18 protein-coding genes and 2 pseudogenes are annotated in these 25,206 nt (G+C 68.1%); 11 read left to right on the plus strand and 9 right to left on the minus strand.

The genetic code is table 11. The features are described from left to right. The first annotated feature begins 815 nt into the window (after positions 1-815). On the plus strand, positions 816-1,340 hold the full coding sequence (locus I6A81_RS29290) for a hypothetical protein (protein ID WP_203003614.1): 525 nt from the start codon (positions 816-818) through the stop codon (positions 1,338-1,340). 405 nt (positions 1,341-1,745) lie between these two features. Here I6A81_RS29290 and I6A81_RS29295 read toward each other — a convergent pair whose 3' ends face one another. The 3 genes from I6A81_RS29295 to I6A81_RS29305 all read right to left on the minus strand — a co-directional run bounded on the left by I6A81_RS29295 (position 1,746) and on the right by I6A81_RS29305 (position 4,114). Beyond that, on the minus strand, positions 1,746-3,050 hold the full coding sequence (locus tag I6A81_RS29295) for an ABC transporter substrate-binding protein (protein ID WP_203003615.1): 1,305 nt from the start codon (positions 3,048-3,050) through the stop codon (positions 1,746-1,748). A gap of 335 nt (positions 3,051-3,385) precedes the next feature. Next, positions 3,386-3,544 carry a hypothetical protein gene (locus I6A81_RS29300; RefSeq protein ID WP_203003616.1) on the minus strand — a complete coding sequence of 53 codons (159 nt, stop codon included), beginning with the start codon at positions 3,542-3,544 and terminating at the stop codon, positions 3,386-3,388. 318 nt (positions 3,545-3,862) lie between these two features. Then, positions 3,863-4,114 (minus strand): hypothetical protein, encoded by a 252-nt coding sequence (locus tag I6A81_RS29305; RefSeq protein ID WP_203003617.1) that lies wholly within the window; start codon positions 4,112-4,114, stop codon positions 3,863-3,865. Positions 4,115-5,079: 965 nt separating this feature from the next. Here I6A81_RS29305 and I6A81_RS29310 point away from each other — a divergent pair. Further along, a complete protein-coding gene (locus tag I6A81_RS29310; RefSeq protein WP_407661402.1) occupies positions 5,080-6,429 on the plus strand; it encodes an alpha/beta hydrolase domain-containing protein in 1,350 nt (449 codons plus the stop codon). A gap of 443 nt (positions 6,430-6,872) precedes the next feature. After that, a pseudogene (locus I6A81_RS29315) lies at positions 6,873-7,760 on the plus strand (IS701 family transposase); the annotation flags it as partial. Between the two features lie 98 nt (positions 7,761-7,858). Here I6A81_RS29315 and I6A81_RS29320 read toward each other — a convergent pair. Next, positions 7,859-9,040 carry a group II intron maturase-specific domain-containing protein gene (locus tag I6A81_RS29320; RefSeq protein ID WP_203003642.1) on the minus strand — a complete coding sequence of 394 codons (1,182 nt, stop codon included), beginning with the start codon at positions 9,038-9,040 and terminating at the stop codon, positions 7,859-7,861. Positions 9,041-9,059: 19 nt separating this feature from the next. Here I6A81_RS29320 and I6A81_RS29325 point away from each other — a divergent pair, with 19 nt between their 5' ends. The 3 genes from I6A81_RS29325 to I6A81_RS29335 are packed head-to-tail and all read left to right on the plus strand — an operon-like array spanning position 9,060 to position 12,245. Further along, positions 9,060-10,271 (plus strand): site-specific integrase, encoded by a 1,212-nt coding sequence (locus I6A81_RS29325; protein ID WP_203003619.1) that lies wholly within the window; start codon positions 9,060-9,062, stop codon positions 10,269-10,271. Further along, positions 10,268-11,251 carry a tyrosine-type recombinase/integrase gene (locus tag I6A81_RS29330; RefSeq protein ID WP_203003620.1) on the plus strand — a complete coding sequence of 328 codons (984 nt, stop codon included), beginning with the start codon at positions 10,268-10,270 and terminating at the stop codon, positions 11,249-11,251. The genes I6A81_RS29325 and I6A81_RS29330 overlap by 4 nt, the downstream gene beginning before the upstream one ends. Beyond that, positions 11,241-12,245: a site-specific integrase gene (locus I6A81_RS29335; RefSeq protein WP_203003621.1), complete on the plus strand. Its 1,005-nt coding sequence runs from the start codon at positions 11,241-11,243 to the stop codon at positions 12,243-12,245. The genes I6A81_RS29330 and I6A81_RS29335 overlap by 11 nt, the downstream gene beginning before the upstream one ends. Before the next feature lie 31 nt (positions 12,246-12,276). Here the strand turns inward: I6A81_RS29335 and I6A81_RS29340 are convergent, their stop codons facing one another. Next, positions 12,277-13,122, minus strand: coding sequence for a reverse transcriptase N-terminal domain-containing protein (locus I6A81_RS29340; protein ID WP_203003622.1), 846 nt, complete (start codon positions 13,120-13,122; stop codon positions 12,277-12,279). 679 nt (positions 13,123-13,801) lie between these two features. On the opposite strand from I6A81_RS29340, the pseudogene I6A81_RS46515 reads away from it, so the two are divergent. From I6A81_RS46515 to I6A81_RS29355, 3 genes and pseudogenes are all read left to right on the plus strand, one after another. After that, positions 13,802-14,224, plus strand: a pseudogene (locus I6A81_RS46515) (IS701 family transposase); the annotation flags it as partial. 128 nt (positions 14,225-14,352) lie between these two features. Next, positions 14,353-15,393 carry an NAD(P)H-dependent amine dehydrogenase family protein gene (locus I6A81_RS29350; protein WP_307874998.1) on the plus strand — a complete coding sequence of 347 codons (1,041 nt, stop codon included), beginning with the start codon at positions 14,353-14,355 and terminating at the stop codon, positions 15,391-15,393. A gap of 400 nt (positions 15,394-15,793) precedes the next feature. Beyond that, positions 15,794-17,458, plus strand: coding sequence for a GGDEF domain-containing protein (locus I6A81_RS29355; protein ID WP_203003625.1), 1,665 nt, complete (start codon positions 15,794-15,796; stop codon positions 17,456-17,458). Positions 17,459-17,481: 23 nt separating this feature from the next. On the opposite strand, the gene I6A81_RS29360 is transcribed toward I6A81_RS29355, so the two are convergent. The 4 genes from I6A81_RS29360 to I6A81_RS29375 form a co-directional block, all read right to left on the minus strand. Beyond that, complete coding sequence (locus I6A81_RS29360) at positions 17,482-18,966, minus strand: aldehyde dehydrogenase family protein (RefSeq protein WP_203003626.1); 1,485 nt, start codon at positions 18,964-18,966, stop codon at positions 17,482-17,484. A 52-nt stretch (positions 18,967-19,018) separates the two neighbouring features. Further along, positions 19,019-20,296: an acyl-CoA dehydrogenase family protein gene (locus I6A81_RS29365; protein WP_203003627.1), complete on the minus strand. Its 1,278-nt coding sequence runs from the start codon at positions 20,294-20,296 to the stop codon at positions 19,019-19,021. Then, on the minus strand, positions 20,293-21,450 hold the full coding sequence (locus tag I6A81_RS29370; protein ID WP_203003628.1) for an acyl-CoA dehydrogenase family protein: 1,158 nt from the start codon (positions 21,448-21,450) through the stop codon (positions 20,293-20,295). Before I6A81_RS29370 ends, I6A81_RS29365 begins: the two co-directional genes overlap by 4 nt. A gap of 124 nt (positions 21,451-21,574) precedes the next feature. Continuing rightward, positions 21,575-22,768: an amidohydrolase family protein gene (locus I6A81_RS29375; protein ID WP_203003629.1), complete on the minus strand. Its 1,194-nt coding sequence runs from the start codon at positions 22,766-22,768 to the stop codon at positions 21,575-21,577. A 179-nt stretch (positions 22,769-22,947) separates the two neighbouring features. Between I6A81_RS29375 and I6A81_RS29380 the strand changes: the two genes are divergently transcribed. Then, positions 22,948-24,141 carry a cytochrome P450 gene (locus I6A81_RS29380; RefSeq protein WP_203003630.1) on the plus strand — a complete coding sequence of 398 codons (1,194 nt, stop codon included), beginning with the start codon at positions 22,948-22,950 and terminating at the stop codon, positions 24,139-24,141. A 41-nt stretch (positions 24,142-24,182) separates the two neighbouring features. Then, positions 24,183-25,205 carry a dihydrodipicolinate synthase family protein gene (locus tag I6A81_RS29385; protein ID WP_203003631.1) on the plus strand — a complete coding sequence of 341 codons (1,023 nt, stop codon included), beginning with the start codon at positions 24,183-24,185 and terminating at the stop codon, positions 25,203-25,205. Position 25,206 lies beyond the last annotated feature (1 nt).

The following is a 25,206-nucleotide window of genomic DNA, read 5'->3' on the forward strand; positions in this document are numbered from 1 at the left end:
CGACCTGCCACCCGCAACCACCGGGAACCCTCAGCACGGCCCACTGGCCGCTACCAAGCAAACTTGCCGTCGCCCTGGGCCCTGAACCGTGCATGATGGCACCGTAACGGTCCACGTCAGACGGCCGACGGATGGCGGCGACGCGTTGGGCGGGACTTCCTGTCGTGGCCGAGGCAGGCCGCTCGCCGGGAATTGGCCGCGGTACGCTCGAGTTGTTCTGGGTGCTGACGACGTCGAAACCGGCACCTTGGCAGCGACACCGACGATCATAGGCCGATCGTCGCGTCGCGAGCCGGAACGGCCGGGCGCCGACCTTGACCTACAAAGTCCTCCTATGACTCGTCCCCCCGGCGTTCGGAGATGCCCACGCTCGGCGATGCCCACTGGTGCTGGCAATGGAAGTAAACCGACCGGCAGAGCGCGCCGCAGGCCACGGTGGCCGGCGGGCTTCGCTGCCCCGCCGGCTGCTACCAATCACCGATTCCTCCGAGGTCCACGCTCGTCCGTCGGTCCAGCTCGAAGTTCCGCGCTGCCCATCGCGGTGCGTTCCGTTCGGTTGGTGTCCCCGGGCCTTGACTGTACTGACGACCGTGGCGTGGACCGGCCGGACGCGCCAGGACCCGTGGCGATGCCGGGACAGGCATGCCCGACGACCCCGAGACAAGCCTGGTCACGCACCACAAGGTTCGACCACGCCAAGGTGAAGTCACGATCGACCAGGACGGAGGCGAGGCCGCGGTGCCTGGGACAAGCGGTCCGGTTGTCCGGCTGGTCGGCCGTGGATTCAGCTGAAGACAGCTAGTAGCATCCAGGACGTGGACTGGCTACCGGCAGTGAACACCGTTATTGGTGCCACCATTGGAATCGCGGCGACTAGTTTCGCGGAGCGGGCGCGCTGGAAGCGGGAGAGCGCCAAGGACTGGAAGTCGACGAAGCTTGCCGCATACTCAAGATTTCTTCTGGCCACCGCTCGGGCAGTCGAGAACATGCGATTGATCGCGCTGCAGACGCATTCCGATGGCAGTGCGCGAGACCGCGCGCTGCAAGAGGCATTTCGGTCGGCCGAGATGCTGGAGGCGCGGTTCGAGATAATCACGCTCGCCTCCACTCGCGTGGCGGAAACGGCCAATCTCACCTACAGGAGAGCCAGGGACCTGCGCAGCATCCTGATGGCGGGCTCCGGACCAAGTGGAGCCCCCTATCGCGAAACACTGGCTACCTGTTACGCCTCCTTGAGGGCCACGGCCTCCGAAATGCGGAAGGACCTGGGGCTGACAGAGCTGGATTTCATACCATTCGGCCTTCCTCCCGAGGAGGGAACACCCGACCCGCCGGCCTGATGCGGGGCGGTGTTCCGGCTCGCGGGGCCGCTCAGCGCGGTTGGCCTCGGCGGCCGGCCTGAGGAGAAGGACGTCGAGATCGCCCACCTGTGCCCTCCCCCAGCCGTCGACTCACGTGCCGCATCGACAGGTCATCTGACCACGAACACATTTGACCGGGTGCTGCTGGCCACGCTTTCCTGGCTGCTTTCCCACCGGGCGCCATTGCTCGCCCCCGCCGCCCTGCCGCGCCAGGATCACGAACTCGTCCGCCGCCGCTGGACCTGCCTGAAGCGCCATGTCGAGCCCGCGGCCGGCATGCGCACAGGTCTTCGCGCGAAGCCCGAGGCCTGCCGGCGTCGCACGACGCCGGCAGGCCCGACAGAGGCAACGACTCGCCGTGGCAGGCGAGGCGTCAGTGCTGGTTCAGTCGTCGATCGGTGAGGAACCCAGCACGTCGTACTCCTTGGGCTGGCCCTTGGCGTCCAGGGTCGTGACCAGCCCGCCGCGGACACAGATCGCCGGCGACGTCGGGCTGGCCTTGCCGTTGCAGCGGAACTCGAGCCCACCCGCGCCCGGCAGTTCCTTCTCTGGCATCGCCTTGATGGCGGCGGCGATACTGGCAGAGGTGATCTCTCCCTGGATGTCCTCGACCGCGGTCTGGAAGCCGGCAAGCGAGATGAACATGCTTATCCCGCCGGGCAGGGTGGTGTCAATGTCCGTGCCATAGGACTGCGCGACGGCCTTGTAGAGGCGGGACGACGGGTTGTCCGTTCCGAGCGGTGCCGTCGCGGCGATAACCATGCCATCGAGGACGTCGCCTGGCACGGCCTCGCGGGTCGCGTCACTGATGCACTGCGAGACACCGCTGACCTCACCCGTGAAGCCGATCGCTCGCAGGCCGTTCAGCGCGCTGATGCAGAACGAGTCGTTCCCCAGCACGTAGACGAGCCCAGGGTCGTCGCCGATGGTCTGCATCTGCGGCGCCATGTCAGCGGTGCCCGGGGGAACCGGGACTAGTTTGAGTTCGATACCCGCCGCCCTGAACTGCTCCGGCGCGACCGTCTTATAGATGTCCAGTGCCGCCGGCACGTCGATGATGATCGCCGTGACCTTCTTGAGACCGTTTTCCTTCGCTAGCTGGATGGGCAAGGTTATCCTGGGAAAGATCGGGTCGGCCAGGATGAAGGTCGACTCGCTGTCCCGCAGCATCGCTCCACCGTTTCCGGCATACAACATCACCGGCACCTTCGCGTCGTGCAGCGGCTGCCAGAGGTTTTCCGACGCCGCTGTCAATCCGACGACGACGGCCGCGACATCCTCCTCGATCATGCGGTTCGCGCAGTCGGTGGTCTTCGCAGGGTCAGCCAGCGCCTCGCACTTCACCAGCTGTATGGGACGACCGCCGATGCCGGAGCGCCGGTCGTTCAACCATTTGGCAGTGGCGTCCGCCACCTGCAACTCGACGGTTAGGTCGTTGATCGGACTCTTGCCGTCCGAGATGACTCCGATCTTGACAGGGTCACCCTTCGCCGGGGCCACTGGCCCGAGCACGTCGGTGGTGCTCCCGGCGCTCGGCGGCGCGCTCTCGCTCTCGTCCTGCCCGCTACCGCCGCATCCAGCGGCAAAAAGCAGGCCAGCGGTAACCACGGATAGGACGGATAAGCGGCGGCCGACCGGCCTTCGATTTGGATCCGGTCGCGCCGCCAGCGAGATCGACATGTTTTTCATGTAGCACCTCTCGAACTTTAGTCGGGCGTCACTGGTCGATGGCCAGGACGTTTATCTGGAGGTCTGCCGTCACTGACACGGCGCGCAGAAGACCGCCAGCACAGAAGCGGCGGTCCTTAACAGGTGCCTGGTCACCCCAAGGACGCGGGCGTCCCGTATCGCCGCGGCCGTCAAGTCCCTCCAGCCTCATGAGGGCGCGCGGTTTTCCATGCTCGGCGCACTACTTGTGCCGCCGAGGTCCAGTCACCTGGACGGCGGTCCTGGCGATGTCTCGACGGATACCAAGCGCGAGACGCCGCCGCTTCGCCCGCCGCACGCCGGCACGGAAACGAAGATCATGGTTTCGAGGCCGGTATGGGTTCAGGTATTTTCGACTGCCCACGGGGGCCGGCGGAAACTTCCTCCTCGATATCCCGAAGCCAGCTGATCGCGGCGAACGCGTCGTGGACGACGGGCTGGATGCTTTCCGGTTGCATTTCGGACTGGCTGCTCATGCGCCGGAAGGTGCTGGACGATGTCAAAAGGCTGATGAATGACCGGACGTCGGGGCCGGCGGGCGGCTCACCGCGTTCGATGCCTCCGCGCGGCGCTCGCTCGTGGACCCTGCCAGCCCTCGCCGTCGGCTTTGTCGCGCGACGCTTCCTATTGCCGGTCGCGGGTCGCGGCGCCAACGAGAGAGGGAGGAGGGTCGCATATGGTTGAAGTGGAGGTCGACCTGCCGCGGCAGGACGATGAGGTCTTCACGGACTGATCCGGGGTCGCGCCTGGCCACGGTGCTGACACCCATGAGAGCGCTGTATGGGCGAATGTGCTCACGAGCCCCGGTCGGTGAACGCGCCCGGTGTGAGGCCCTGCTCCTCCCGCGGCCAGCCCACCGTCGCCGGCATCCCGAGTGGGGTGGACGTCCTGCGTGCCCAGAAGACCCATTCGTCGGCACCGTGCCGCTTGTGGGCAGGCGCGGGTGCCAGGTCGAGCCACCTCACGGACACACGCTTCTCGTATGCGTCCGGCGGCTCGATCAGGCGGTCGTTGTCGCCGACCAGGATCTTGTCGTCCTGGTTCATGCGGTACCCCTCTCGCCGGTGGGACGGGCAGGTTCTCCCCGTGACGCGTCGCCCGCATCCCGACCGGGCGGGAGGTCTCGCAGTAGCGCGTTGGTCCGGGGCACGAGCGTGGCCTGCGTGAGGGGAAGCAGGCCGCGCCTGGCAGCCACGGCGCGGGGCGGCCCATCCGACACTGCCATCGGCAATCCGCTCGTCGCAGCTCATGACCACCACCAGGCCCGCCCCCGGACGACGATATGAGATGAGACTGTCTCGTTTACTTTCGGGTCACTCGCTCCCGCAGTCAAGACCCAGAGAGGCTCCGTTGTGTCGAGGCGACCTGGGGCACGGCGGGGCCGGGCAGGCGGGCGGTTCAGACGGCCAGAGCGAGCCCGACGACCGACGGCGCACTGCCTGATCATGCCCGACCTGTTGATCCGTCCACCGCGCCCGGCCGACGCATCGGCCTCCCGCGACGCCGTCCCCGCGGTTCACACCCAGGAGCCCGCCTGCTTCCAGCGGCGATTTGATATGAGACTGTCTCGTTTACTTTCAGCCTTGGTCGCCCTACAGTCAGGGTCCATGAAGAGGGCAAGATCATCCGATGGCGGCCCTTCGCCTGCACCGGGCGACGGAGCGCTGGAGGTCGACAGGCGTCCACGAGTCGGAACGATGTCCTTACCGAGCGCCCAAGACTCCTCCGGCGGAGCGCGCCCCGCGGACCGCTGGCCGGTGGGCGGTGGGAGGCCATGACTGTCTCTGGGAAAGATCGGGCGGACCTGGGGCTCGTCACAACGCCGGTCCGGCGCGGTCGGACGACCCGCGCACGGCTGTTTCCGGTGATCGGCGTGGTCTGTGTCGCGGCGGCGGGACTGGTGGCATGTTCGGGCAGTGGCGGCAGCGGACAGTCGTCGTCAACCGCGCCCCCGAGCGGTGCCACGACGACCACACTCGCCCGCCCGGACGGGCCGGCGGCCGACCTGTCAATGGAGATCGCAGGCGGGGATGGCGCGTTCATGGGCGAGGCGGAGCCACCAGATCTGCGGCGCCTCGGCTACGTGGAGCACGAGTACCTTGCCACCGGGACCGCGTCGTCGTACCGCGTCGCCGGTGCGCTCACCCACGACGGCAGGTGGACGTTCACCCCGGACGCGACCGCGCCCTACCGAACCCGGATCGTCGTGCGCCAGCCGGCAAAGGCCTCGGCGTTCAGCGGCAACGCCGTTGTCGAATGGCTGAACGTCAGCGGCGGGTCGGACGCTGATCCGGAATGGGTCAGTCTCGAGGAAGAGATCGTACGTCGAGGTGACGTCTGGGTTGGCGTGTCCGCCCAGCTGATCGGCGTCGTGGGTGGCCCAGTGCGGGTGCCGACCAGCGTCGGTGCGGACATAGCAGGCAAGGGCCTCGCGGCGATCAATCCTGCCCGGTACGGCGCCCTGCAACTTGAGCATCCCGGCGACGGCTTCTCGTTCGACATCTACACGCAGGTAGCCCGCGCGATTCGAGCGGGCGCGGGCATGGACGGATTGCGACCGCAACGGCTGATCGCGGCTGGGGAGTCACAGTCGGCGTTCGCGCTCGTCACCTACTACAACGGCGTTCAGCCCCTTACCCGCCAGTTTGACGGCTTCTTCGTGCACAGCCGGGGGGCGGTCGGGCTGCCACTCGTGGAACCAGGCAAGTCCGCCGACATCGCCGCCGCGCTTGGCGGAACACCGGCGATCTTCCGCACGGACCAGGACGCACCCGTGCTCGACGCCCAGACCGAGTCCGATGTCACGAGTGTCCTCAACTCGTACGCGGCGCGCCAACCCGACACCGATCGTTTCCGGCTCTGGGAGGTCGCGGGCACCGCCCACGCTGACGCGCACCTGGTCGGCTCGGCCGCCGCGTCGTTCGACTGCGGTGTACCGGTCAACAACGGTCCGATGCACCTCGTCGCGAAGTCGGCGCTGCGTGCGCTCACGACATGGATCACGGCGGGCAAGCCTCCGGTCATCGCGCCGCGCCTTACCGTGCAGCCAGCCACGACGCCACAGATCAGCCGCGACGCCGATGGCATCGCCCTCGGTGGCATCCGCACGCCTCTGGTCGACGTGCCAGTCGCGATCCTGTCCGGCGCGCCCGGTTCGAAGCCCTCGGCGATCTGCCTGCTGGTCGGCTCGACCCAGCCGCTGTCGACCACTCGGCTCGCCCAGCTCTATCCCTCACCCGCTGCGTACCTGCAGCGCTACACCGCCGCCGCCGACAAGAGCATCAAGGATGGCTACGTGGTCCGCGAGGACCGCCCCGCGCTGCTGGCGTTCGCCGAGCCGTCGCGCATCACCGCCGGATAGCTCTCGATGTCGTCAGCGGCCCTGAGAACGCCACATGTTGGTCTACCACGGCCTCGCCGGCGCGGAAGCGGTGGTCGACGGCCTTTGTCCCGAGCGGACAAGACGTCATGAGTGAGATCCGCGCCTTCGCTGCCTCCGCTCCCGTCTGCCACCCGACGTCACCGACCATGTGGAGAAGGCGTCAGAGCCGCTGCCCACAACCGCGGGCGACGGCTGACGACGAGGGCAGAACCACCGGTGCGCCGGGCTGTCGAAAGCACAGTGGCTCGCATGCCCCACCGGACAGTCCTAGTACTCCAGCCCGACTTCTGTGATCGTTTGGATCTGGTGGGTCTGGGTTAGGTGGCCGGGTCGGCATCGTGCGGCGTGGTGGGCCCGGACATGAAGGGGCCACCGGTGATCATCGCGGGTTTGTGACGACACGTGAAGATCAGCCGGTGGCCGTGTGCCCCAGCGTAGACCCTGACGGGTGGCGAGAAGCGTTCGAGGTCTTCACCGGCCGGCTCGACCGTCGGTTCGGCCGGGTCGAGTCGCGGGGGCGGATGCGCCGGTTCCTGTCCGGGCTGATGGCGGGGCTGCCGCGGGTGAACTGCTGGACGCTGGCCGAGCATGCCGGGGAGTCCTCGCCGGGCGGGATGCAGCACTTTTTGGCTGGTGCGGTGTGGGACGACGACGGGCTGCGCGCCGACCTGCGGGACTACGTCGTCGAGACGTTCGGCGACCCGGAGGCGGTGTTCGTGTTCGACGAGACCGGCGACGTGAAGAAGGGAACGGCCACCGTCGGGGTCCAGCGCCAGTACACCGGCACGGCGGGGCGGATCGAGAACTCCCAGGTCGCGGTCTATCTGACGTATGCCACCGCGGCCGGGCACGCCCTGATCGACAACGCCCTCTACCTGCCGGCCTCGTGGACGTCGGCCCCCGGGCGGCTGTCCGCGGCGGGCGTGCCCGACGGCGTGGCCTTCGCGACCAAGCCCGCGCTCGCCCGCCGCATGGTCACCGATGCGCTCGACGCCCAGGTCCCGGCCGCCTGGGCCACCGGCGACGAGGTCTACGGCAACGACCCCGCCCTGCGCGCGGCGCTGGCCCGCCGCCGGCTCGGCTACGTGCTGGCCGTCGCGAAGACCCACCAGATCGACACGAAGGCGGGGAAGAAGAAGGCGATCGACCTCGCTGTCACCCTGCCCGCCACCGCCTGGAACAGGGTCTCCGCCGGCAACGGCGCCAAAGGCCACAGGCTCTACGACTGGGCGCTCGTCACCACCGGCGACCAGGACCTGCCCGGCGAGCACCACCTGCTGATCCGCCGGAACATCAACACCGGTGAGGTCGGGTAGCGGCGGCGCATTACTGCGCCGCCGCCCCCTCGGAACCCGGCGGGCCACTCGTCGCGGCACCGGGCTCGGGCTCCCGCGTGGGCGGGCAGACCCTACAGATCCATGTCCGTACCGGCTGTGGCGGCGCCTGGCTGGTGCCGGTGGCAGTCGGTGTGTACGAGGCGGTGTCGATCGTCGGCGTGACCATCCGCGCCGGGCACCGTGACCGTGGTGTAGACGGTCGCGGTGCGGGCGTCCCGGAACCACGTTTCCCATTGGCTGGGGGAGTCGGGTGGCTGGTCGTCGTAGAGCAGGTCGTCCCCGCAGAGTGGGCACCGGCCGCGCTGGGCGCGCAGGGCGCGCCCGGTTGTCGGTGCCAGGGGCGGGTGTTGGCGGCTGTGCCGCCTCCGCCGGTCTGCCCAGTACTGGGCCAGGGCCGGGTCATCCGGGGATGACCGGCCCGCCACGGGGATGTGCCGGACGATCGGGGTCCAGGCGTACTTGTGGAGGTAGGCGCCCGTTTTCGGGTCACCGAAGACCCACCGGTCGTTCCTGGACGGGTTGTGCGGGCCGAAGTAGCGCCCGGCGACCCACCGGCGGTTGTGGTTACGGTGGCTGCGGCGGGCCCAGCTCTGAAGCCGATACCACAGCCATCTGTCGAGGGCGGCGAACGCCTCCTTCGACACCTTGGTGCGGAAGTAGGCCGCCTGTCCCCGAATGATCGGGTTGAGGTGGCCGACGACCGCGGCCGCCGGCTGGCCGCGCAGGGCGCGCAGTTCGGCCTTGAGTCGCCGTCGGATCCTGATGAGCGCTTCCTTGCTGGGCTTGATCAGCAGTTTCGGGCCGTCCTTGGTGGTGTACCTGCGGACGTTGAAGGACAGGAAGTCGAACCCTTCCTCGATGGCCACGACCCTGGTCTTCGCCGGGTTGAAGCGAAGGCCGGTGGGCGCAAGCCACTCGGTCAGGCGTTCTCGGACCTGTTCCGCCTCCTCGGCGCTGTGACACAATGCGACCAGGTCGTCCGCGTAGACAATGATCACGGGGGTTCCTGGTCTGGTTTCTCCTCTCTTGTTGTACCGGGTTCCGGCGGCTTCCTCGATGCCCTGGAGAGCGATGTTCAGGAGTAACGGTGAGATGACCCCGCCTAATGAACAGTGCTGGATTATGCGCAGCGCTGGCCTGTCGGGCCTGGTGAGGGCTCGGCTGAGGCTTGAGCGCTGCGCATAACACGCCGACGATCTTTGGTTGACGGTTCGGTATGGAGCCGGGTCGGTCTGATCGGAGGTCGGCGTAATGGTTGCTTTATCCGATTTGGTGGAGAGTCTGGACGCGGAGTTGCAGCGTCTGGGCTACAAGGACTCGACGATGGTCTGGTACCGGGGTTGCTGGCGCCGTCTGCAGCGCTACTTCGCCGACCGTGGCGTCGAGGAGTTCTCCCTCGACGTGGCGATGAGCTGGGTCGACGAGACGTGCGGGTTCTTCGCGAAGGAGCGTGCGGGCACGCTCAAGGAGAACGACGTCTACCTGTTCCGGGTCGCGTCGATGCTCGACTCCTACGCGGTGCACGGGGCGGTGCTGCGCCGCTACGCGAGGTCCGTCGAGAAGTTGACCGCGGACGAGGCCAGGGTGGTTGCCCGGTTCACGGCGTCGCTGAGGGCCGCGGGGCAGGCGCCCTCGACGGTGCGGGCGTACACGACGCTGGCCGGGGAGTTCCTCGCGTTCGTGGGCACCCGGGGTGGGTTGCCGGGTCTTGATGCCCGGGTTCTCGACGCGTTCGTCGCGACGTTGGCGGGATACCAGGTCAAGACCGTCGAGCAGAAGATGTGCGCGGTGCGCTCGTTCCTGCGGTTTGCCTCCGCCGACGGCCTCGTCGAGCCTGCCGTCCTCGACGTGGTCCCGTCGGTGCGCTCGACCAGGCAGGCCAGGGTCCCGGCGGTGTGGGCTCCTGGCGAGGTCGCCCGGATCCTGGCCGCGATCGACCGGGGCAACCCGTGCGGGAAACGCGACTACGCGATGATCCTGCTGATCGCGGCGCTTGGGCTGCGCAGCATCGACGTCAAACGGCTGCGGTTCGCCGACCTCGACTGGCGGTCCAACCGGCTCACCGTGGTCCAGGCCAAGACCGGCCAGCGCGTCGAACTCCCGCTGCTCAAGGACGCCGGCTGGGCGCTGATCGACTACATCCGGCACGGTCGGCCGGCCTGTGACGCCCCGGAGGTGTTCATCCGGCACACCGCCCCGATCGGCCCGTTCTCCGACCAGGACCACCTCCACCAGATCCTGGTCAAGCACGCCCGGATCGCGCACGTGCCGGTGAGCGAACAGCGCCGGCACGGCATGCACTCGCTGCGTCACACGCTGGCGACCAGGTTGATGGAAGGCGGCACCCCGATCGAGCAGATCGCCGACATTCTCGGACACCAGTCCGTGGCGTCGACGGGCGTGTATCTGAAGTCCTCGCTGGCGCTGCTGGCGACCTGCGCGCTGGACCCGGACGCGCCGGCCAGCGGGGAGACACTGCGATGAGCACCGAGATCATGCTGACCGACGCGATCGCGGGGCTGGTCACGCAGAAGCGGGCCGTCGGCTACAAGTACGCCACGGAGGAACGGATCCTGACGCGGTTCGCCGCGTTCGCCCATGCCGAGTTCCCCGGCCTTGCGGCGCCCAGCCGGGAGTGCGTCGAGGCGTGGATCGCGGCCGGACGACGGCGCGGGGTTACCCCGGCGACGCTTCAGGGCCTGGTCACCCCGGTCCGGGAACTGTCCCGCTGGCTGGGCCGGCGAGGGGTCGCCGCCTACGTCCTGCCCTACGGCACGCTGCCCCGCCCCACCCGCTACGTCCCGCACATCTACACCGACGCCGAACTCGCCGCGTTCTTCGCGCAGACCGACCGGTGTCGCTACTGCGCCGAGGTCCCGGTGCGCCATCTGGTCATGCCGGTGCTGTTCCGCACGATCTACGGCTGCGGCCTGCGGGCCTCGGAGGCCCGGCTGCTGCGTGTCGAGGACGTCGACCTGCGCACCGGTGTGCTCCAGATCCGTGACGCGAAGGGCGGCAAGGACCGCCAGGCCCCGGTCGCGGCGTCGCTGCGCCGCAGGCTGGCCGCCTTCGACGCCGACCCGGCGATCCGCCGGCTCGGCGGACAGTGGTTCTTCCCCGGCACCGACGGAAGGCCGCTCGCCCTGATGAACGTCAACAGGAACTTCCGCCGGTTCCTCTGGCAGGCACGCATTCCGCACGGCGGTCGCGGTCACGGCCCCCGCGTGCACGACATGCGGCACACGTTCGCGGTCAACAACCTGCGCAGATGGTTCCGCCGCGGCGACGACGTCGGCGCGCTGCTGCCGGTCCTGCAGACCTACCTGGGCCACGCCTCGATCGGCGACACCGCCTACTACCTGCACCTGACGGCCGAGTCCTACCCCGATATCGCCGCCCAGGTTCAGCGCGTCCTCGGCGAGGTCGTTCCGCCCGTCACCGACTGGCCGCACGATGGCGACTGACTTCGCGACCGCGCTGCGGCGTTTCCTCACCGCGCACCTGGCCGGGATGCGCGGCAGTTCGGCGAACACCATCGCGTCCTACCGTGACGCCTTCAAGCTATTGATCATCTTCTTCCGGGACGTCCGGTCGATTCCCCCGGAGAAGCTCACCCTTGCCCGCATCGACGCCGACGCCGTCGGCACATTCCTGGACTGGCTCGAGGACAGCAGACACAACACCGTCGCGACCCACAACCAGCGTCTCGCCGCGATCAGCGCGTTCTACCGATGGCTGGCCTCGCAGGACCCCACACTGCTGGCCTGCTGCCAGGACATTCTCGCGATCCGCGCCAAGAAACACCCCCGGCCGGGGGTGAACCACCTCACCGTCGAGCAGACCCGCGGCCTGCTTGCCGCACCGGACCGGTCCACCCGCCACGGTCGCCGGGACGCGGTGCTGCTCGCCACGCTCTACGACACCGGGGCCCGTGCGCAGGAACTCGCTGACCTGGTCGTGCGCGATATCCGCCTCGAAGCCCCGCCGATCGCCTCCCTGACCGGCAAAGGACGCAAAACCCGCCACGTCCCGCTCGTCGGCAACACGGTCGGACTCCTGGACGCCTACCTCGCCGAACACCACCTCACCCGGTCCGGCCACAGCGACCATCCGCTGTTCTTCAACCAGCGCGACACCAAGCTCAGCCGCGGCGGGATCGCCTGGATCATCCGGAAACACCAGGCGAGCACGGCCGACCCAACGCTCACCACCGCCAAGATCACGCCGCATACCCTGCGCCACAGCAAGGCCATGCACCTCTACGAGGCCGGCATTCCTCTGCCCTACATCCGCGACATATTAGGACACGTCGACCTGTCCACCACTGAAATCTACGCACGGGCCTCGACCGAAGCCAAGCGCAAGGCGCTTGAATCCGCCTACACCGACATCGTCACCGACGACCTCCCCGAGTGGAACCAAGACCCAGACCTGCTCAACTGGCTCACCTCGCTATGAGCCCCCGCCGCCGACAGATTATGCGCAGCGCTCACGCCCCTGACCGAGCCCTCACCAGGCCCGACAGGCCAGCGCTGCGCATAATCCAGCACTGTTCATTAGGTGGATTATGCACAGCTGCGCATAAGCCGCCCTGTGGTGCGCCTTGCTCGGTCGGGGTGTACCGGCCCTTGTCGACCATGCCCGCGCGGAGCCATGCCCGGATCTGCTCTCGGGCTGGAAACTCTTTTATCTTGCGTAGGATGTGGTCGTGATCGAGCCGGTCGAAGGCTGCTTCCAGGTCCGCGTCGAGGATCCACTTCCGGGTTTTTCTCCCGGAGGCTGTGTTGAAGATTGCCTCGATCGCGTCATGGCAGCCACGGCCCGGTCTGAAGCCATATTGTCGGCCGTCGAGCCGGGCCTCCCACTCGGGTTCCAGCGCGTTGCGCACCCTTTGTTGCTGGCAGCGGTCGGCGATAACGGGAATTCCGAGCGGGCGTTTTCCGCCTTTCTTCGGGATGTACACCCGCCGCACGGGCAGTGCCACGCTTCCCTGGCGGTGTAGCTGTGCTGCCAGGTCGGCGCGGCCGGCCGAGGTCAGGGCGACCTGGCCGTCGATGCCAGGGGTGCGGCGGCCGGTGTTGCGCTGGCTTACCTGCCGGACGCTGACCAGCGTGTTGGCTCGGCTGCGCAGCATGAGTTGCTGTAGGTTGCGGACCTGTTTCCAGTCGCCTGCCTGCGTCGCCTTGAAGATCCTCTGCCGTAGTCGCCGTACCGCCTTCTCCTGGGCGCGCCAGTCGATGGCGTCCCAGTTGAGCGGCCCCTCGGGTCCGTTCACCGCGCCTTCGGACATGCCGAGTGCCGCCATGTCGACGGCGGTGGCTGTGTCCTGGGGCATGGCGCCTAACTTCTCCCTCGGATTCCGACGGTTCCGGTATCGGTTCGTTCAAAGGGCTACCCGGCTCGCGTCAGCTCCCTTTCGGGCCCAGGCACCGGGCCTGGTATGCGGCCAGTTATACCGGCGCGGCCGGGTGGAGGTCCAGCCATGTGCGCCCGCTTTCCTGCTGTCTTTCGACCGCCGCCGTTCGCTTCTCGAGCCATCCTGTACCCGCCAGGAGTTCGCCCCCCTTGCGGTCGGCTTACCGGGGGCTGGTCAGCTCCTCCGGACCTGACGGGGTTTCCGTGTTCCGCACGTGTGAGATACGGCCGGTGCCGGGCGTCCTCTCTACCCCGGGGCCATGGTGCCCGCGCGACCGGACGCGTACTGCCCGATCGCCATCGCCGCGTCCCAGCGGCAGGCCCTGCACGCCATACGTTCGCACCATCACTGGCGTTGTAGTTGACGGGGTTTCCATCAAGGATTCACGGTCTTCGCCCTTCCGGCCTTCCCCTCTCCTGTGGCCGATGGATGGGTCACCAGTCCTTGGGATTTCCCCCGGGCTTCACACCCGACGCGTGGAGTGCACGCACGGCGCATGCCAGGGGCGGGGACGGACTGTTGGGCACTAGCCCGGAGCTAGAACATCAACTACGGTCGATCCTCCTCCTGTACTTGCTCACTCACACAGTGCGACCTCACGTCGCACCACGCGTTCTACCGGACCCACAGCCCGACACCCGTCCCACTCGCGACCTATGTCCGCGTCGCCGGGATTCGTTGGGCGGTCGAGGACGATTTCCAGAACGGCAAGGAACTCGCCGCCCTCGACGAGCACCAGGTCCGGACGTGGACGTCCTGGCACCGCTGGACCCTGCTCGCGATGCTCGCCCACGCCTTCCTCGCCGTCACCACCGCCCACGCCCACGACACCGAACCCGCCGACGGACTCCTCCCACTCACCGTCAACGAGGTCCGCCACCTGCTCGTCCGCCTCGCCCTCCAGCGGCCGAAACCGTCGGACGCCTTCGTGCTGGCCTGGTCCTGGTGGCGCCGCCGCCACCAGGCACGCGCCCAAGCCAGCCACTACCGACGTCAGGCCACAGCCCTACAACTCAACTGATCACAGAAGTCGGGCTGGAGTACTAGGGGACTTCGCAGCCATGAACCGTTCTGCCGCGTGCGGATGGCACACGGCGCGACCATGGGAGGTTAGCAGTGTTACGCATCGCCCAATGGGCCACTGGGGCCGTGGGCCGGGACGCTGTACGTGCCGTTCACCAACACCCCGACCTGGAGTTGGTCGGAGCACTCGTGTACAGCGATGCCAAAGCCGGCCGCGACGTCGGCGAAATCTGCGGTATCGGCGAGATCGGGGTCGTCACGACGAAAAACCCAGATGACATTGTCGCCCTCGATGCCGACTGCGTGCTCTACATGCCCCAGGGCGAACGAAACCTGACGGGCTCGCTCGACGACATCTGCCGGTTGCTCGCTTCGGGAAAGAACGTGGTCTCCACCGCGGTGACGGCACTCATCTACCCGAAGTATCTCGGTGAAGAGGTGGTCCAGCGGCTGGAGACCGCGTGCGCCGAAGGCGGGACCTCGTTTCACGCCACCGGCATCGAGCCGGGCTGGGCCGCCGAGGTGCTTCCGCTGACCATGTCAGCTCTTTTCGAAAGGATCGACTCGCTCCTCGTGCAGGAGCTCCTGGACTATGCGACCTATGACAGCCCGCAGATGCTTTTCGATGTCATGGGTTTCGGGCGACCGCCCGGTGAACTGATAGTCAGCCGGTCGGGGCAGTTCCACCCGTTTGGCGCCTCGCTCATGCTCCTGGCCGACGCTCTCGGAGTCTCGATCGACGAGTTCGTGTACGACCAGCAGGTGGTCGTCGCCGAAGAGGCCTTCGACATCAAGGCTGGCCGCATCGAGGTTGGGACTGTATCAGCGAAGCGCTTCTCCTACACGGCGATCATCGACGGTCGACGCGCCCTCACGGTAGAGCACATCACGCGCCTCGCCCCAGACCAGGCGCCGGACTGGCCGACCGGACGGGGCTGGAAGGTGACCGTCGGCGGGCGGCCGTCGATGGTCCTCGAATCGAGGATCGCCGTCCACGGCGAGGACGAGAACGATCAAGGTTGCCTGGGCGCGGCGATGCACGCCGTGCATGCGATCGCGCCAGTGTGTGCAGCGGCACCGGGGATCCGCACCTTTCTCGATCTTCCGATGATCACCAGCCGGCACGTGTGGCCCGCGCGGAGGCAGCGCGCCCAGAACCGGGCTTGAGGGAGCAGTCGTCGTGCTCCGCCGGGTGCGGTGACCTGCCCCTCTCCCCAGCTATCAGTGGAATCTATCGAGCTTATTGCGATTTCGACACTTCATCCCAAAAACTAGGATTCAGGTTTCGCGGCATTGATACGCCGCCCGGAGGCAAGGTCACCGGCTCGGGACGGGTACGACCGAGGAGATATGCTTACGCGGCCGCCACCCCTCTAGCCATATGGCTATTTTCTCTTTATTGGCCAGATTCTTCGAAACGGAAAAGGGTACTGATGCGGGATTTTTCCTGACAGGCTAGATACCTGGTCAATTCTCGCCGATGGCAGGTCAAACTACTGATCCGAGCCGAATCGTTGCCATTCACCTCCAAATGGATGCGGTACGCTTCCATTGGGGGGGGCGAGCGATGTTCAGACTCCGCAGTCTTGTCGACGCCGCGCAGAGCCTGCGGCGTCCCACAGGTACCGGCCGCACGCCGCGGATATTGTTCTATGCCGTCCTGGCATCCCTGGTGCTATTCGGACTGGACGTCGCCTTCGCGGTGCTACTCGACCTGCAATCAGCCCGAATCACCACAAACTTTGTCGATGTCGTCGCCCAAGGTACCGCTGCGGCTGCCTGTTTCTGGTCCGCCCGGCGCCTGCGCGGCGCGGAACGCCGCTGGCGAGTACTCATTGGCCTCACGGCCGTCAGTGCGATCTTCGGCAGCATCGCCATAGCACCGACCTTGCTGGCCGGAGGCGTTCCCAGTGGTGACACGTCCCTAAAATCCTACCTCGCCCTCGTTGTCTTTTACGGGGTGGCGCTGGCCGGTCTGCTGTCCCTGCCCACGGACCCCATAGACGGCCGGGAGGGCCGCAGGCGGTGGGGAGGCGAGTACCGATGGCGTGCGATCACCCTGCTGGACTGCCTGATGATCGTCGGCTCGATCACCCTGCTGCAGTGGGGAACGACGCTCGCCTCACGTGTCAGGGACGGCCCGTTCGACACCACGCTTCTGCAGGACCTGATCCACCAGGCCGCCGGCCTGATCCTCGCCACCACGGTGGTACTGATCGCCAGCTTCCGCCAACCGCGGTCCCCAGCGACGCTGGCCCTGCTCGCCGCCGGCCTGCTGATCAACGCTCTCAACTTCAACATCGGCGTCCACATCGCCACGGGACGGGGGCCGTACCTTCCGTCCTGGCGCCTGCTCGGGTTCGCCCTCTCGTTCCTGCTGATATTCCTCGCCGCGCTGGTCCCGGTTTCGGCCCGCCTGCCCGCCGAAGGCCCGGCACGACCCAACTCGCGCGCGATGTGGTTCCACGCGGCAATGCCCTACACCGTCCTTGCCGCCGCCGGCCTGCTGGTCCTCGGCAAGCTGGCCACCGACGTGCCGCTCGACTGGTTCGAGATCCATGGCATGGTTACCCTCTTGTTGCTCGCCCTGATACGACAGATGTTCACTCTGGCTGAGAACACAAGATTGCTCGCCGAGATCCGCGTCCGCGAACAGCAGTTGCAGTACCAGGCGTTCCACGACCCGCTCACCGGCCTGGCCAACCGGGCACTGTTCGCGCGCCGCCTGCGGCGGGCACTGTCACGCGATACGGACAGCGACACCACCCAGACCCATGCCAGCCAGGCCCTGGCCGACGCCCAGACGCCGGTGTCGGTTCTCTTCATGGATCTGGACAACTTCAAGCACGTGAACGACACCTACGGCCACGCCGCCGGCGACGAGCTCCTCAAGATCAGCGCCGAGCGGCTGCGGGCCGAGACTCGCGCCGCCGACACCGTCGCCCGCCTCGGCGGCGACGAGTTCGCCATCATCCTCGATGGCGGTGGACCCGATGACCCCCGCCGCATCGGCGAACGGCTCGCCACGGCTGTTCGAGCCCCATGCCTGCTGGCGGGACGTCCTTACACCCCGCGCGCAAGCCTCGGCCTCGTAACTCTCGACAGCAACAGCCAGTCCACCCCTGACAACCTCCTCCACCAGGCAGACCAGGCTATGTACGCGGCGAAGCGCGCCAAAGGCGGCACATTGGTCGTCTATCGGCCCGATCTACCCATCCCACCTAACACCTAGCTTGGTCCAGTTGGGGCGAGCCGTCAGCCTTCCGGGTGGGCGACGGACTTGATCTCCAGGTACTGCTGGAACCCTTCGTAGCCGTTCTGACGGCCGACGCCGCTGGCTTTGAAGCCCCCGAATGGCAGGTCCGCGCCGTAGGCGGCGGAGCCGTTGACGCCGATGCTGCCGGTTCGCAGCCGCCGGGCGACCGCCAGCGCGTGCTGCACCGAGCCTGCCATCACATTGCCCGCGAGGCCGTAGACGCTGTCGTTCGCGATCCGGATGGCGTCTTCCTCATCCTCGAACGGGATGACGACGAGGACTGGACCGAAGATCTCCTCCTGGGCGATCGTCATCGCGTTGTCGACGTCGACGAACAGGGTCGGTTTGACGTAGAAACCCTTGTCACGGCCCACTGGCGCCTCGGTACCGCCGACGAGTAGCCGCGCGCCCTCGTCGATGCCCGTCTGGATGTGGCCGACGACTCGCTCGCGCTGCCTGGCCGAGATCACTGGTCCGCACAGCGTGCCGGTCTCGCGCGGGTCGCCGGGGACGACGTTCTCGTAGATGTTCTTGAGAATCTCGACGCCTTCGGCGTAGCGCGAGCGGGGCAGCAGCATGCGGGTGGGGATGGCGCAGCCCTGGCCGGCATGCACGCAGGGGGCGATGCCGATCCGGCACGCCGCGGCGAGGTCGGCGTCCTCCAGCACGATGGTCGCCGACTTGCCGCCCAGTTCCAGGAACAGGCGCTTCATCGTCGCCGCGCCCTTTTCCATGATCCGCTTCCCGACCACGGTCGAGCCGGTGAAGGAGATCATGTCCACTTTCGGGGAGAGCGTGAGCTCCTCCCCGACCAGGTGGTCGGAGGCTGTCACGACGTTGACGACACCGGGCGGGATGTCCGTGTGCTCGAGGATCAGGCGTCCAAGCCGCGTCGCGTTGAACGGCGTGTCCGGCGCCGGCTTCAGCACGACCGTGTTCCCGGTCGCCAGGGCCTGGCCGAGCTTGTTCAGCGCGACCTCGAACGGGAAGTTCCACGGCACGATCGCGCCCACCACCCCGACCGGTTCGCGCCAGACCTTCCGCCACGCGCGTTGGTGGGTGACCTCGACGATCGCGTCGCCGAGGTCGATCTCCCAGGGGAACTCGTCCATCAGCCTGGCCGGGTAGGTCAATGCGTTGGACAGCGGGGCGTCCAGCTGCGGCCCGTGGGTCAGCGACCGCGGGCAGCCCACCTCGGAGATCAGCTCCTCGCGTAGTTCCTCCCGCTCGGACTCCAACGCCGCCTGTAACTGCTCGAGGCAGCGCTTGCGGAAGGCACGGTTCGCTGACCAGTCAGTGTCGTCGAAGGCGCGCCGGGCGGCGTCGATAGCACTGTGCATGTCCGTGGGAGAGGCGTCGGCGACCTGGCCGAGTACCTCTTCCGTGGCCGGGTTGATGTTGGTGAACGTCCCTGTGGCGCCGTCGACGAGCTTGCCGTCGATCAGCATTCTGGGCTCGAAACCGAGCGGCGAGGTGGCGGCCATGGTGCTCCCTCTCATGGGGCGCGGGCGTGTGGGTGGTCGGCCAGGGCTGGTGTCAGGCGCGGCGCGAGCCGCCGCGGGGCACGTCCCTGAACGGGACATCGCGGTCGAGCGCCGGCTCGCGGGGCATGCCGAGGACCCGCTCGCTGACCACGTTGCGGGCCATCTCGGTGGTGCCGCCGCCGATGCAGGAGGTCTGGCGCATGAGGAAGCCGACCCCGGCCTGGGACGCGGCGCCGTCGTCGTCGGACCAGGCCGCGGCGGCCGGGCCGGCCAGCTCGGACTTGATCGTGGTGGTCCGTGCGCGGGCGGTGCCGCCGAACAGGCGGCTGACGGCGGCCGCCTGGTCGGACATGCGGCGGCTGGTCATGCCGGCGGAAATCCGTCGCGACAGTTCGTTGCTGACCACCTCGAGCATGCGGGCCTCACCGATGAGGTCCCGGGCGCAGGGGTCCGCCAGCCGGTCCGCGGCACGCGCGATGTCGATGGGCGCCGCGCCCCCGTTGCCTCGGGGTGCGCCGACCGGGTGGGTGACGTAGGACGACGTGAAGATCGTCCGCTCGTGGAACATCCAGCGGACACACACGGTCCAGCCGTTGTCGACGTCGCCGACCCGGTCGGCGTCGGGGACCACGACGTCCGTGAGGTACTCCTGGCAGAAGTCCTTGCCGCCGTTGAGCATCTCGATCTGGCTGATCTCGATACCGGGCTGGCGGATCGGCAGGATGAACACGGTGAGGCCGCGGTGCTTCGGCACGTCCCAGTTGGTGCGGGCGAGGCAGAGCGCCCAGTCGGACCACCACGCGCCCGTGGTCCAGATCTTCGAACCGTTGAGCACCCAGTCGTCGCCCTGGCGGACGGCGGAGGTCAGGGCCCCGGCGAGGTCGGAGCCGCCGCTGGGCTCGGAGAGAAACTGCATCCAGATCTCCTCGCCTTTGAGGATGGCGGGGAGGTGGCGTGTCTTCTGCTCCTCGGTCCCGAACTCGAGCAGCACCGCCGCGCAGGGGGCCATTGTCGGGATCTGGAACCGCGTCGGACACTCGTAGCCGGCGAGTTCCTCGTTGAAGGCCCGTTGGTGCGCCGGAGTCAGCCCCTGCCCGGAGTACTTCCGGGGGATGCAGATCCCGGCGAATCCCGCGTCGAAGAACGCGCGCTGCAGTTGCCGCTCGTAGGCGACGGCGGCGAGTTCCTCCTCCGCCGAGACGCTGCCCAGGCCCATCGCCCGTTCGGCCGAATAGGGCTTCAGGCTGGCGCGGATCCAGGCGCGTGCTCGCAGGCGGAAGCTCTCGACGTCCTCGACGTCCTCGATCTCATCGCCGACCACGCCGTTCATGCCGCTCCTTCAGGGCGCGCGCCGGCGCCGCGCCGCTCGACGATGTCCGCGATCCGCTGGCGGTGCTCGCCCGGAGTGCCGTACAGCACCCGGTTCAGGGCGACCCGCCGCAGGAACAGGTGCAGGTCGTGTTCGAACGTCAGGCCGATGCCACCATGCAGCTGCACGCATTCCTGCAGCAACTCGCCGCCGTAGTCGCCGATGAAGGCCTTGGCGACGCTGACGAGTTCCGCCGCGTCCGGCAGGTCGGCCGCGACCGCGGCGGCCGCGCTGTCGGCGATGGCATGGCCTGCCTCGAGCCACGTCTTCATGTCCGCGAACCGGTGCTTCAGTGCCTGGTAAGAAGCGAGCGGCCGACCGAAGCTGTGGCGGTCGAATGCCCACCCTACGGCGCTGTCGAACGCCGTCTGCATCGCGCCGACGGCTTCGGCGCACAGAATCGTCAGCGCCAGTTGAAGCTGGCGCTCGACCTGTTCGGCGGCCGCCCCGACCTCGCCGACCACGGCGGCGGTGGGAAGGCGAACGTGGTCGAAGGCAACGGCGTCGAACCGACGGGTGAGGTCGACGGTGCGCAAGGGGGTGGTCGACACGCCGGGGGTATCCACCGGCACGAGCACCTGGGTGAGTCCCCCGCCGGTCCGCCCGGTGACGAGCAGGTAACGTGCTTGTCCCGCCGCCTCGACGGGCCGCTTGATCCCGTTCACCACGACGTCGGCGCCCTCGACGGCGATCTCGAGCGCGATGTCGCCCAGTCGGCCGTATGGCGGCGGCTCGGCATAGCACCACGCCGCGATCGCCTCCCCGGACAGCAGTTCGCCGACGACCTCGGCGTGCGCCTGGCCGCCGGTCCCGCTCAGCGCGGCGGCGACGACGTTGGTCGGCACAAGCGGGCCTGGCGCGGCGTGGCGGCCGAACTCGTAGGCGACCAGCGACAGGTCGACGAGACCCTGGCCGCTGATACTGCCGCCACCGACCTCCTCGTTCACCAGCAGCGAGGTCCAACCGAGCTCCGCGCCGCGCCGCCAGTACTCGAGATCGTGGCCAGCTGGGCTGTCCCGCAGCCGACGGACCTGCTCCGCGGGTACCTGCTCCCGAAGGAACCTCGCCGTTGTCTCCCGGAAGAACTCCTGATCGGAGCTCAGCTCCACCAGCATCTGCTCGCTCGCTCCATAGGGGTCTGTGGCCGGCCGCCGGCGCCGGAAACCAGCGCGGCCGGCTCCTCCGCGGCCCGGCCGGCGACCTGTCCCGCGCGCGGGGCGTCACCCGTCCCCGCGGGCATCAGCGCACGACGGTTTCCGGCGTGCCCATCAGGCGTGCCAGGTTGCCACCCATGATCTTGCGGATGACCCGATCGGGGACGCCCTCGAGCTCGTCGACGTAGGACGGCGGGTGCGCCAGCCCCTCAGGGTGCGGGTAATCGGAACCGAACAGGACCCGGTCCTCCCCGACCAGGTCCGCGAGGGCGCCCAGGTCCTCTTCCCAGAACGGGCTGATGTGGATGTTCCGCTTGAAGACCACCACCGGGTCCTCAAGGAAGTCCTGCGGAATCTTCTTGTAGAGGTCGGCGAGCTTCTTCAGTAGCGGCGCGGCCCACGTGCCGCCGTTTTCGATCACGGCGAGCTTCAGCTGGGGAAAGCGCGACAGCGCGCCGTGGCAGATGAACGCCGACACCGCGTCCTCGATCGCCCGCGACTGGTGCAGCATGCGGAACGCCTGCGGTTGGAACGGCAGCATCTCCTGGTTGTTGCCCGCCCACGCGTTCGCGTAGTGCGCGTAGCCGCTGTCGGAGGCGTGCATGCCCACGAGGACGTCGTGCTCGACGACTCTCGCCCAGAACGGGTCGAACTCCGGCAGGGCGAACGAGCGCGAGCCACTGGCCGCGGGCACCGGCGCGGGTCGGATCAGCACGACCTTCGCGCCGTTGGCCACCGCCCAGTCGAGTTCCTCGATCGCCTTGTCGACGATGGGCAGGGTGATGACCGGCGTCGGGAAGATGCGGTCGGCGTAGTTGAAGCTCCAGGTTTCCAGCATCCACTCGTTGAGTGCGTGGACGGCGGCGTGGGTGAGCTCCAGATCATCCTTCATGCGCTCCTCGACCAGGCTGGCCAGGGTCGGGAAGAGGAGCGTCCGGTCGAGGCCCTGCTCGTCCATGAGTTCGAGCCGCGCCTTCGGCTCCCGCCAGGCCGGCAGGCAGCGCACCGGCGGTCCGAAGATCTCCCGGCGGGATTTTCCCTCCGGATTGCCCTTCCGGTAGTAGTCCTCCTGCGCGCCGGGACGGGCGACGACGTCGAAGGTCGGGTTGGGGATGTACTCGCTGACCTTTCCCCTCACCATGATCTTCGTCCGGCCGCGGACGTCGACGTAGTCGATGGCGCCCTTGTAGCGGTCGGGCAGGTGCTTGGTCAGCGCCTCCCGCGTCTCGTACATGTGGTTGTCCGCGTCGAAGATCGGGACGTCAACCAGCTCTGTCATGTCGTCGCTCCGAGTCCTGGAGACGTCCGCGCCGTCGGGCAGGCCCGTGCGCCCGTCTCCCCTGGTGCCGCGGTCCCCGCGCTGCCGGGGTTGTCGTGTCGCGGTCTTGACGCCAATTCGCGCAGCGAGTATGACATGAATTCGAGAAGGGGTCCAGACCCGCCACTAGGAGGCTCCCGATGACCGTCACGAGCACCAGCGACGTCTACTACGACCCCTACGACGTCGAGGCCGGCGCCGACCCGTTCCCGGTCTTCCGACGGCTCCGTGATGAGACACCCGTGTATCACAACGAACGGTACGACTTCTACGCCCTCAGCCGCCACACGGATGTCGAGCGGGCACTGGCGCGGCACGACACCTACATCTCCGGGCGCGGCGTCCTGCTCGAGCAGATCCGGTCCGACGCACCGATCCCGCCAGGCACCGTGATCTTCGAGGACCCGCCAGTCCACACCATCCACCGTGGCCTGCTTGCCAGGCTGTTCACGCCTCGCAAGATCGCCGCCCTCGAGCCTCAGGTCCGCGACTACTGCGTGCGTGTCCTGGACCCGCTCGTCGGTGCCGGCGGCTTCGACTTCATCAAGGACCTCGGGCTACAGCTGCCGATGCGGGTGATCGGGATGCTCCTCGGCATCCCGGAGCAGGACCAGGCGGAGGTGCGCGACCGCTACGGCCGGCATGAGATGGGCAAGCCGGTCGAGTTCGAGGACGACTTCCTGGCCGGCGCGGTCTTCGCCGACTACGTCGACTGGCGCGCCCGGAACCCGTCCGACGACCTGATGACCGAGCTGATGACCGCCGAGTTCACCGACGAGCGCGGCGTCACGCGCACGCTGACCCGTGACGAACTGCTCGCCTACATCAACATCCTCGCCGCCGCCGGCAACGAGACGACCGGCCGCCTCATCGGCTGGGCCGGCCGGACCCTCGCCGACCACCCGGACCAGCGCCGCGAGCTCGTCGCGGACCCGGCGCTGGTCCCGAACGCCATCGAGGAGATCCTGCGCTTCCAGCCGCCCGCGCTGCAGACCTGCCGGTACGTCGCCCAGGACGTCGAGATCCACGGCCGGACAGTGCCCGCCGGCAGCGTCATGATGCTCCTGCTCGCGTCCGCCAACCGGGACCCGCGGCGGTACTCGGCCCCGGACCCCGACACCTTCGACATCCATCGCAACGTCGGCCAGCACCTGACGTTCGCCCTTGGCGCGCACTACTGCCTCGGCGCGGCGCTCGCCCGGCTGGAGGGACGAGTCGTGCTGGAGGAGGTACTCCGGCGCTTCCCCGAGTGGGAGGTCGACGAGACGGAGGCCCGCCTGGTCTCGACGTCGACCTTCCGGGGCTGGTCACGGCTGCCCGTCCGCACGCCCTGACGGCCGCGCCGTCCACTCGTTCCAACCGAAAGGGGCACGTCTTGCCATCCGCACGCCAGGCACGGGAGTGGGTCGCCGACGGCGGCTTGCACGGGATCGGGGACTCGCTGTACACGCCCTTCAGCGGCCCAGACGGTGACGACATCGACTACGACGCCTACCGGGCGCTGGTGCGCTACTGCGTCGGCGACCTGGGGCACCCCATGCTCTGGCTGACCAGCGGGCTGGCCGAGTGGTGGGCGCTGACGACGGAGGAACGCAAGAAGCTCGTCGAGGTCGCCATCGACGAGGCCCGCAAGATCGCGCCGGCGACCGTCATCCAGGCCTGCACGGTGGCGAACTCGGCCAAGGACACGGTCGAGCTCACCCGGCACGCGCAGCAGGCCGGCGCCGACATCTGCTTCCTGCAGACCCCGACGATGGAAGTGCACGGCGGCGAGGGCGTCCTGAACTTCTACCGCTACGTCGCGAACCGCACCGACATCGCTTTGGGCCTTTTCAACTCGCCGTCCTCGGGCTACGTGCTCACCCCGGCGGAGATCGCCCACATCGCCGCGGAGATCCCGGCGGTGTGCGCGCTCAAGCAGGGCACGATGCACTACGGCGACAGCCCGGTGATCCACCGGCTGACGCCCGAGCTGTTCATCTGGGAGTGCGACTCGATCGCCTACCGGGCGGGCATGCTGCAGCAGGGCATCGTCGGCGCGGCACAGCTGGGCACCTCCGGCTACCTCTTCGAGACCCCCGAGAAGCGCATGTACACCGAGTACTGGACGCTGATCTGGGAAGGTCGCATCGCCGAGGCGATCGAGCACGGCGCGGCGTCCGGCCTGACGGCGCTCTACGCGGAGAAGGGCGCCTGGTACACGCGCTACCCCGGCCGGCCGGGGTACTTCACCCACTGGTCCGAGGCCTACCGGTACGTCGCGACGATCATGGGCCTGCCCATGGGCGACTACCCGCACGGCCGGCCGCCGCAGGCGGTCCTGCCCGAGGAGGCCAAGGCCCAGCTCCGGCGTGCCTACGAGAACGCCGGCCTGGTCAAGCAGCTGGCGGAGGTGTAGA

Origin of the sequence: Frankia nepalensis (assembly GCF_016786325.1) — a bacterium.
Classification (GTDB): Bacteria; Actinomycetota; Actinomycetes; order Frankiales; family Frankiaceae; genus Pseudofrankia; species Pseudofrankia nepalensis.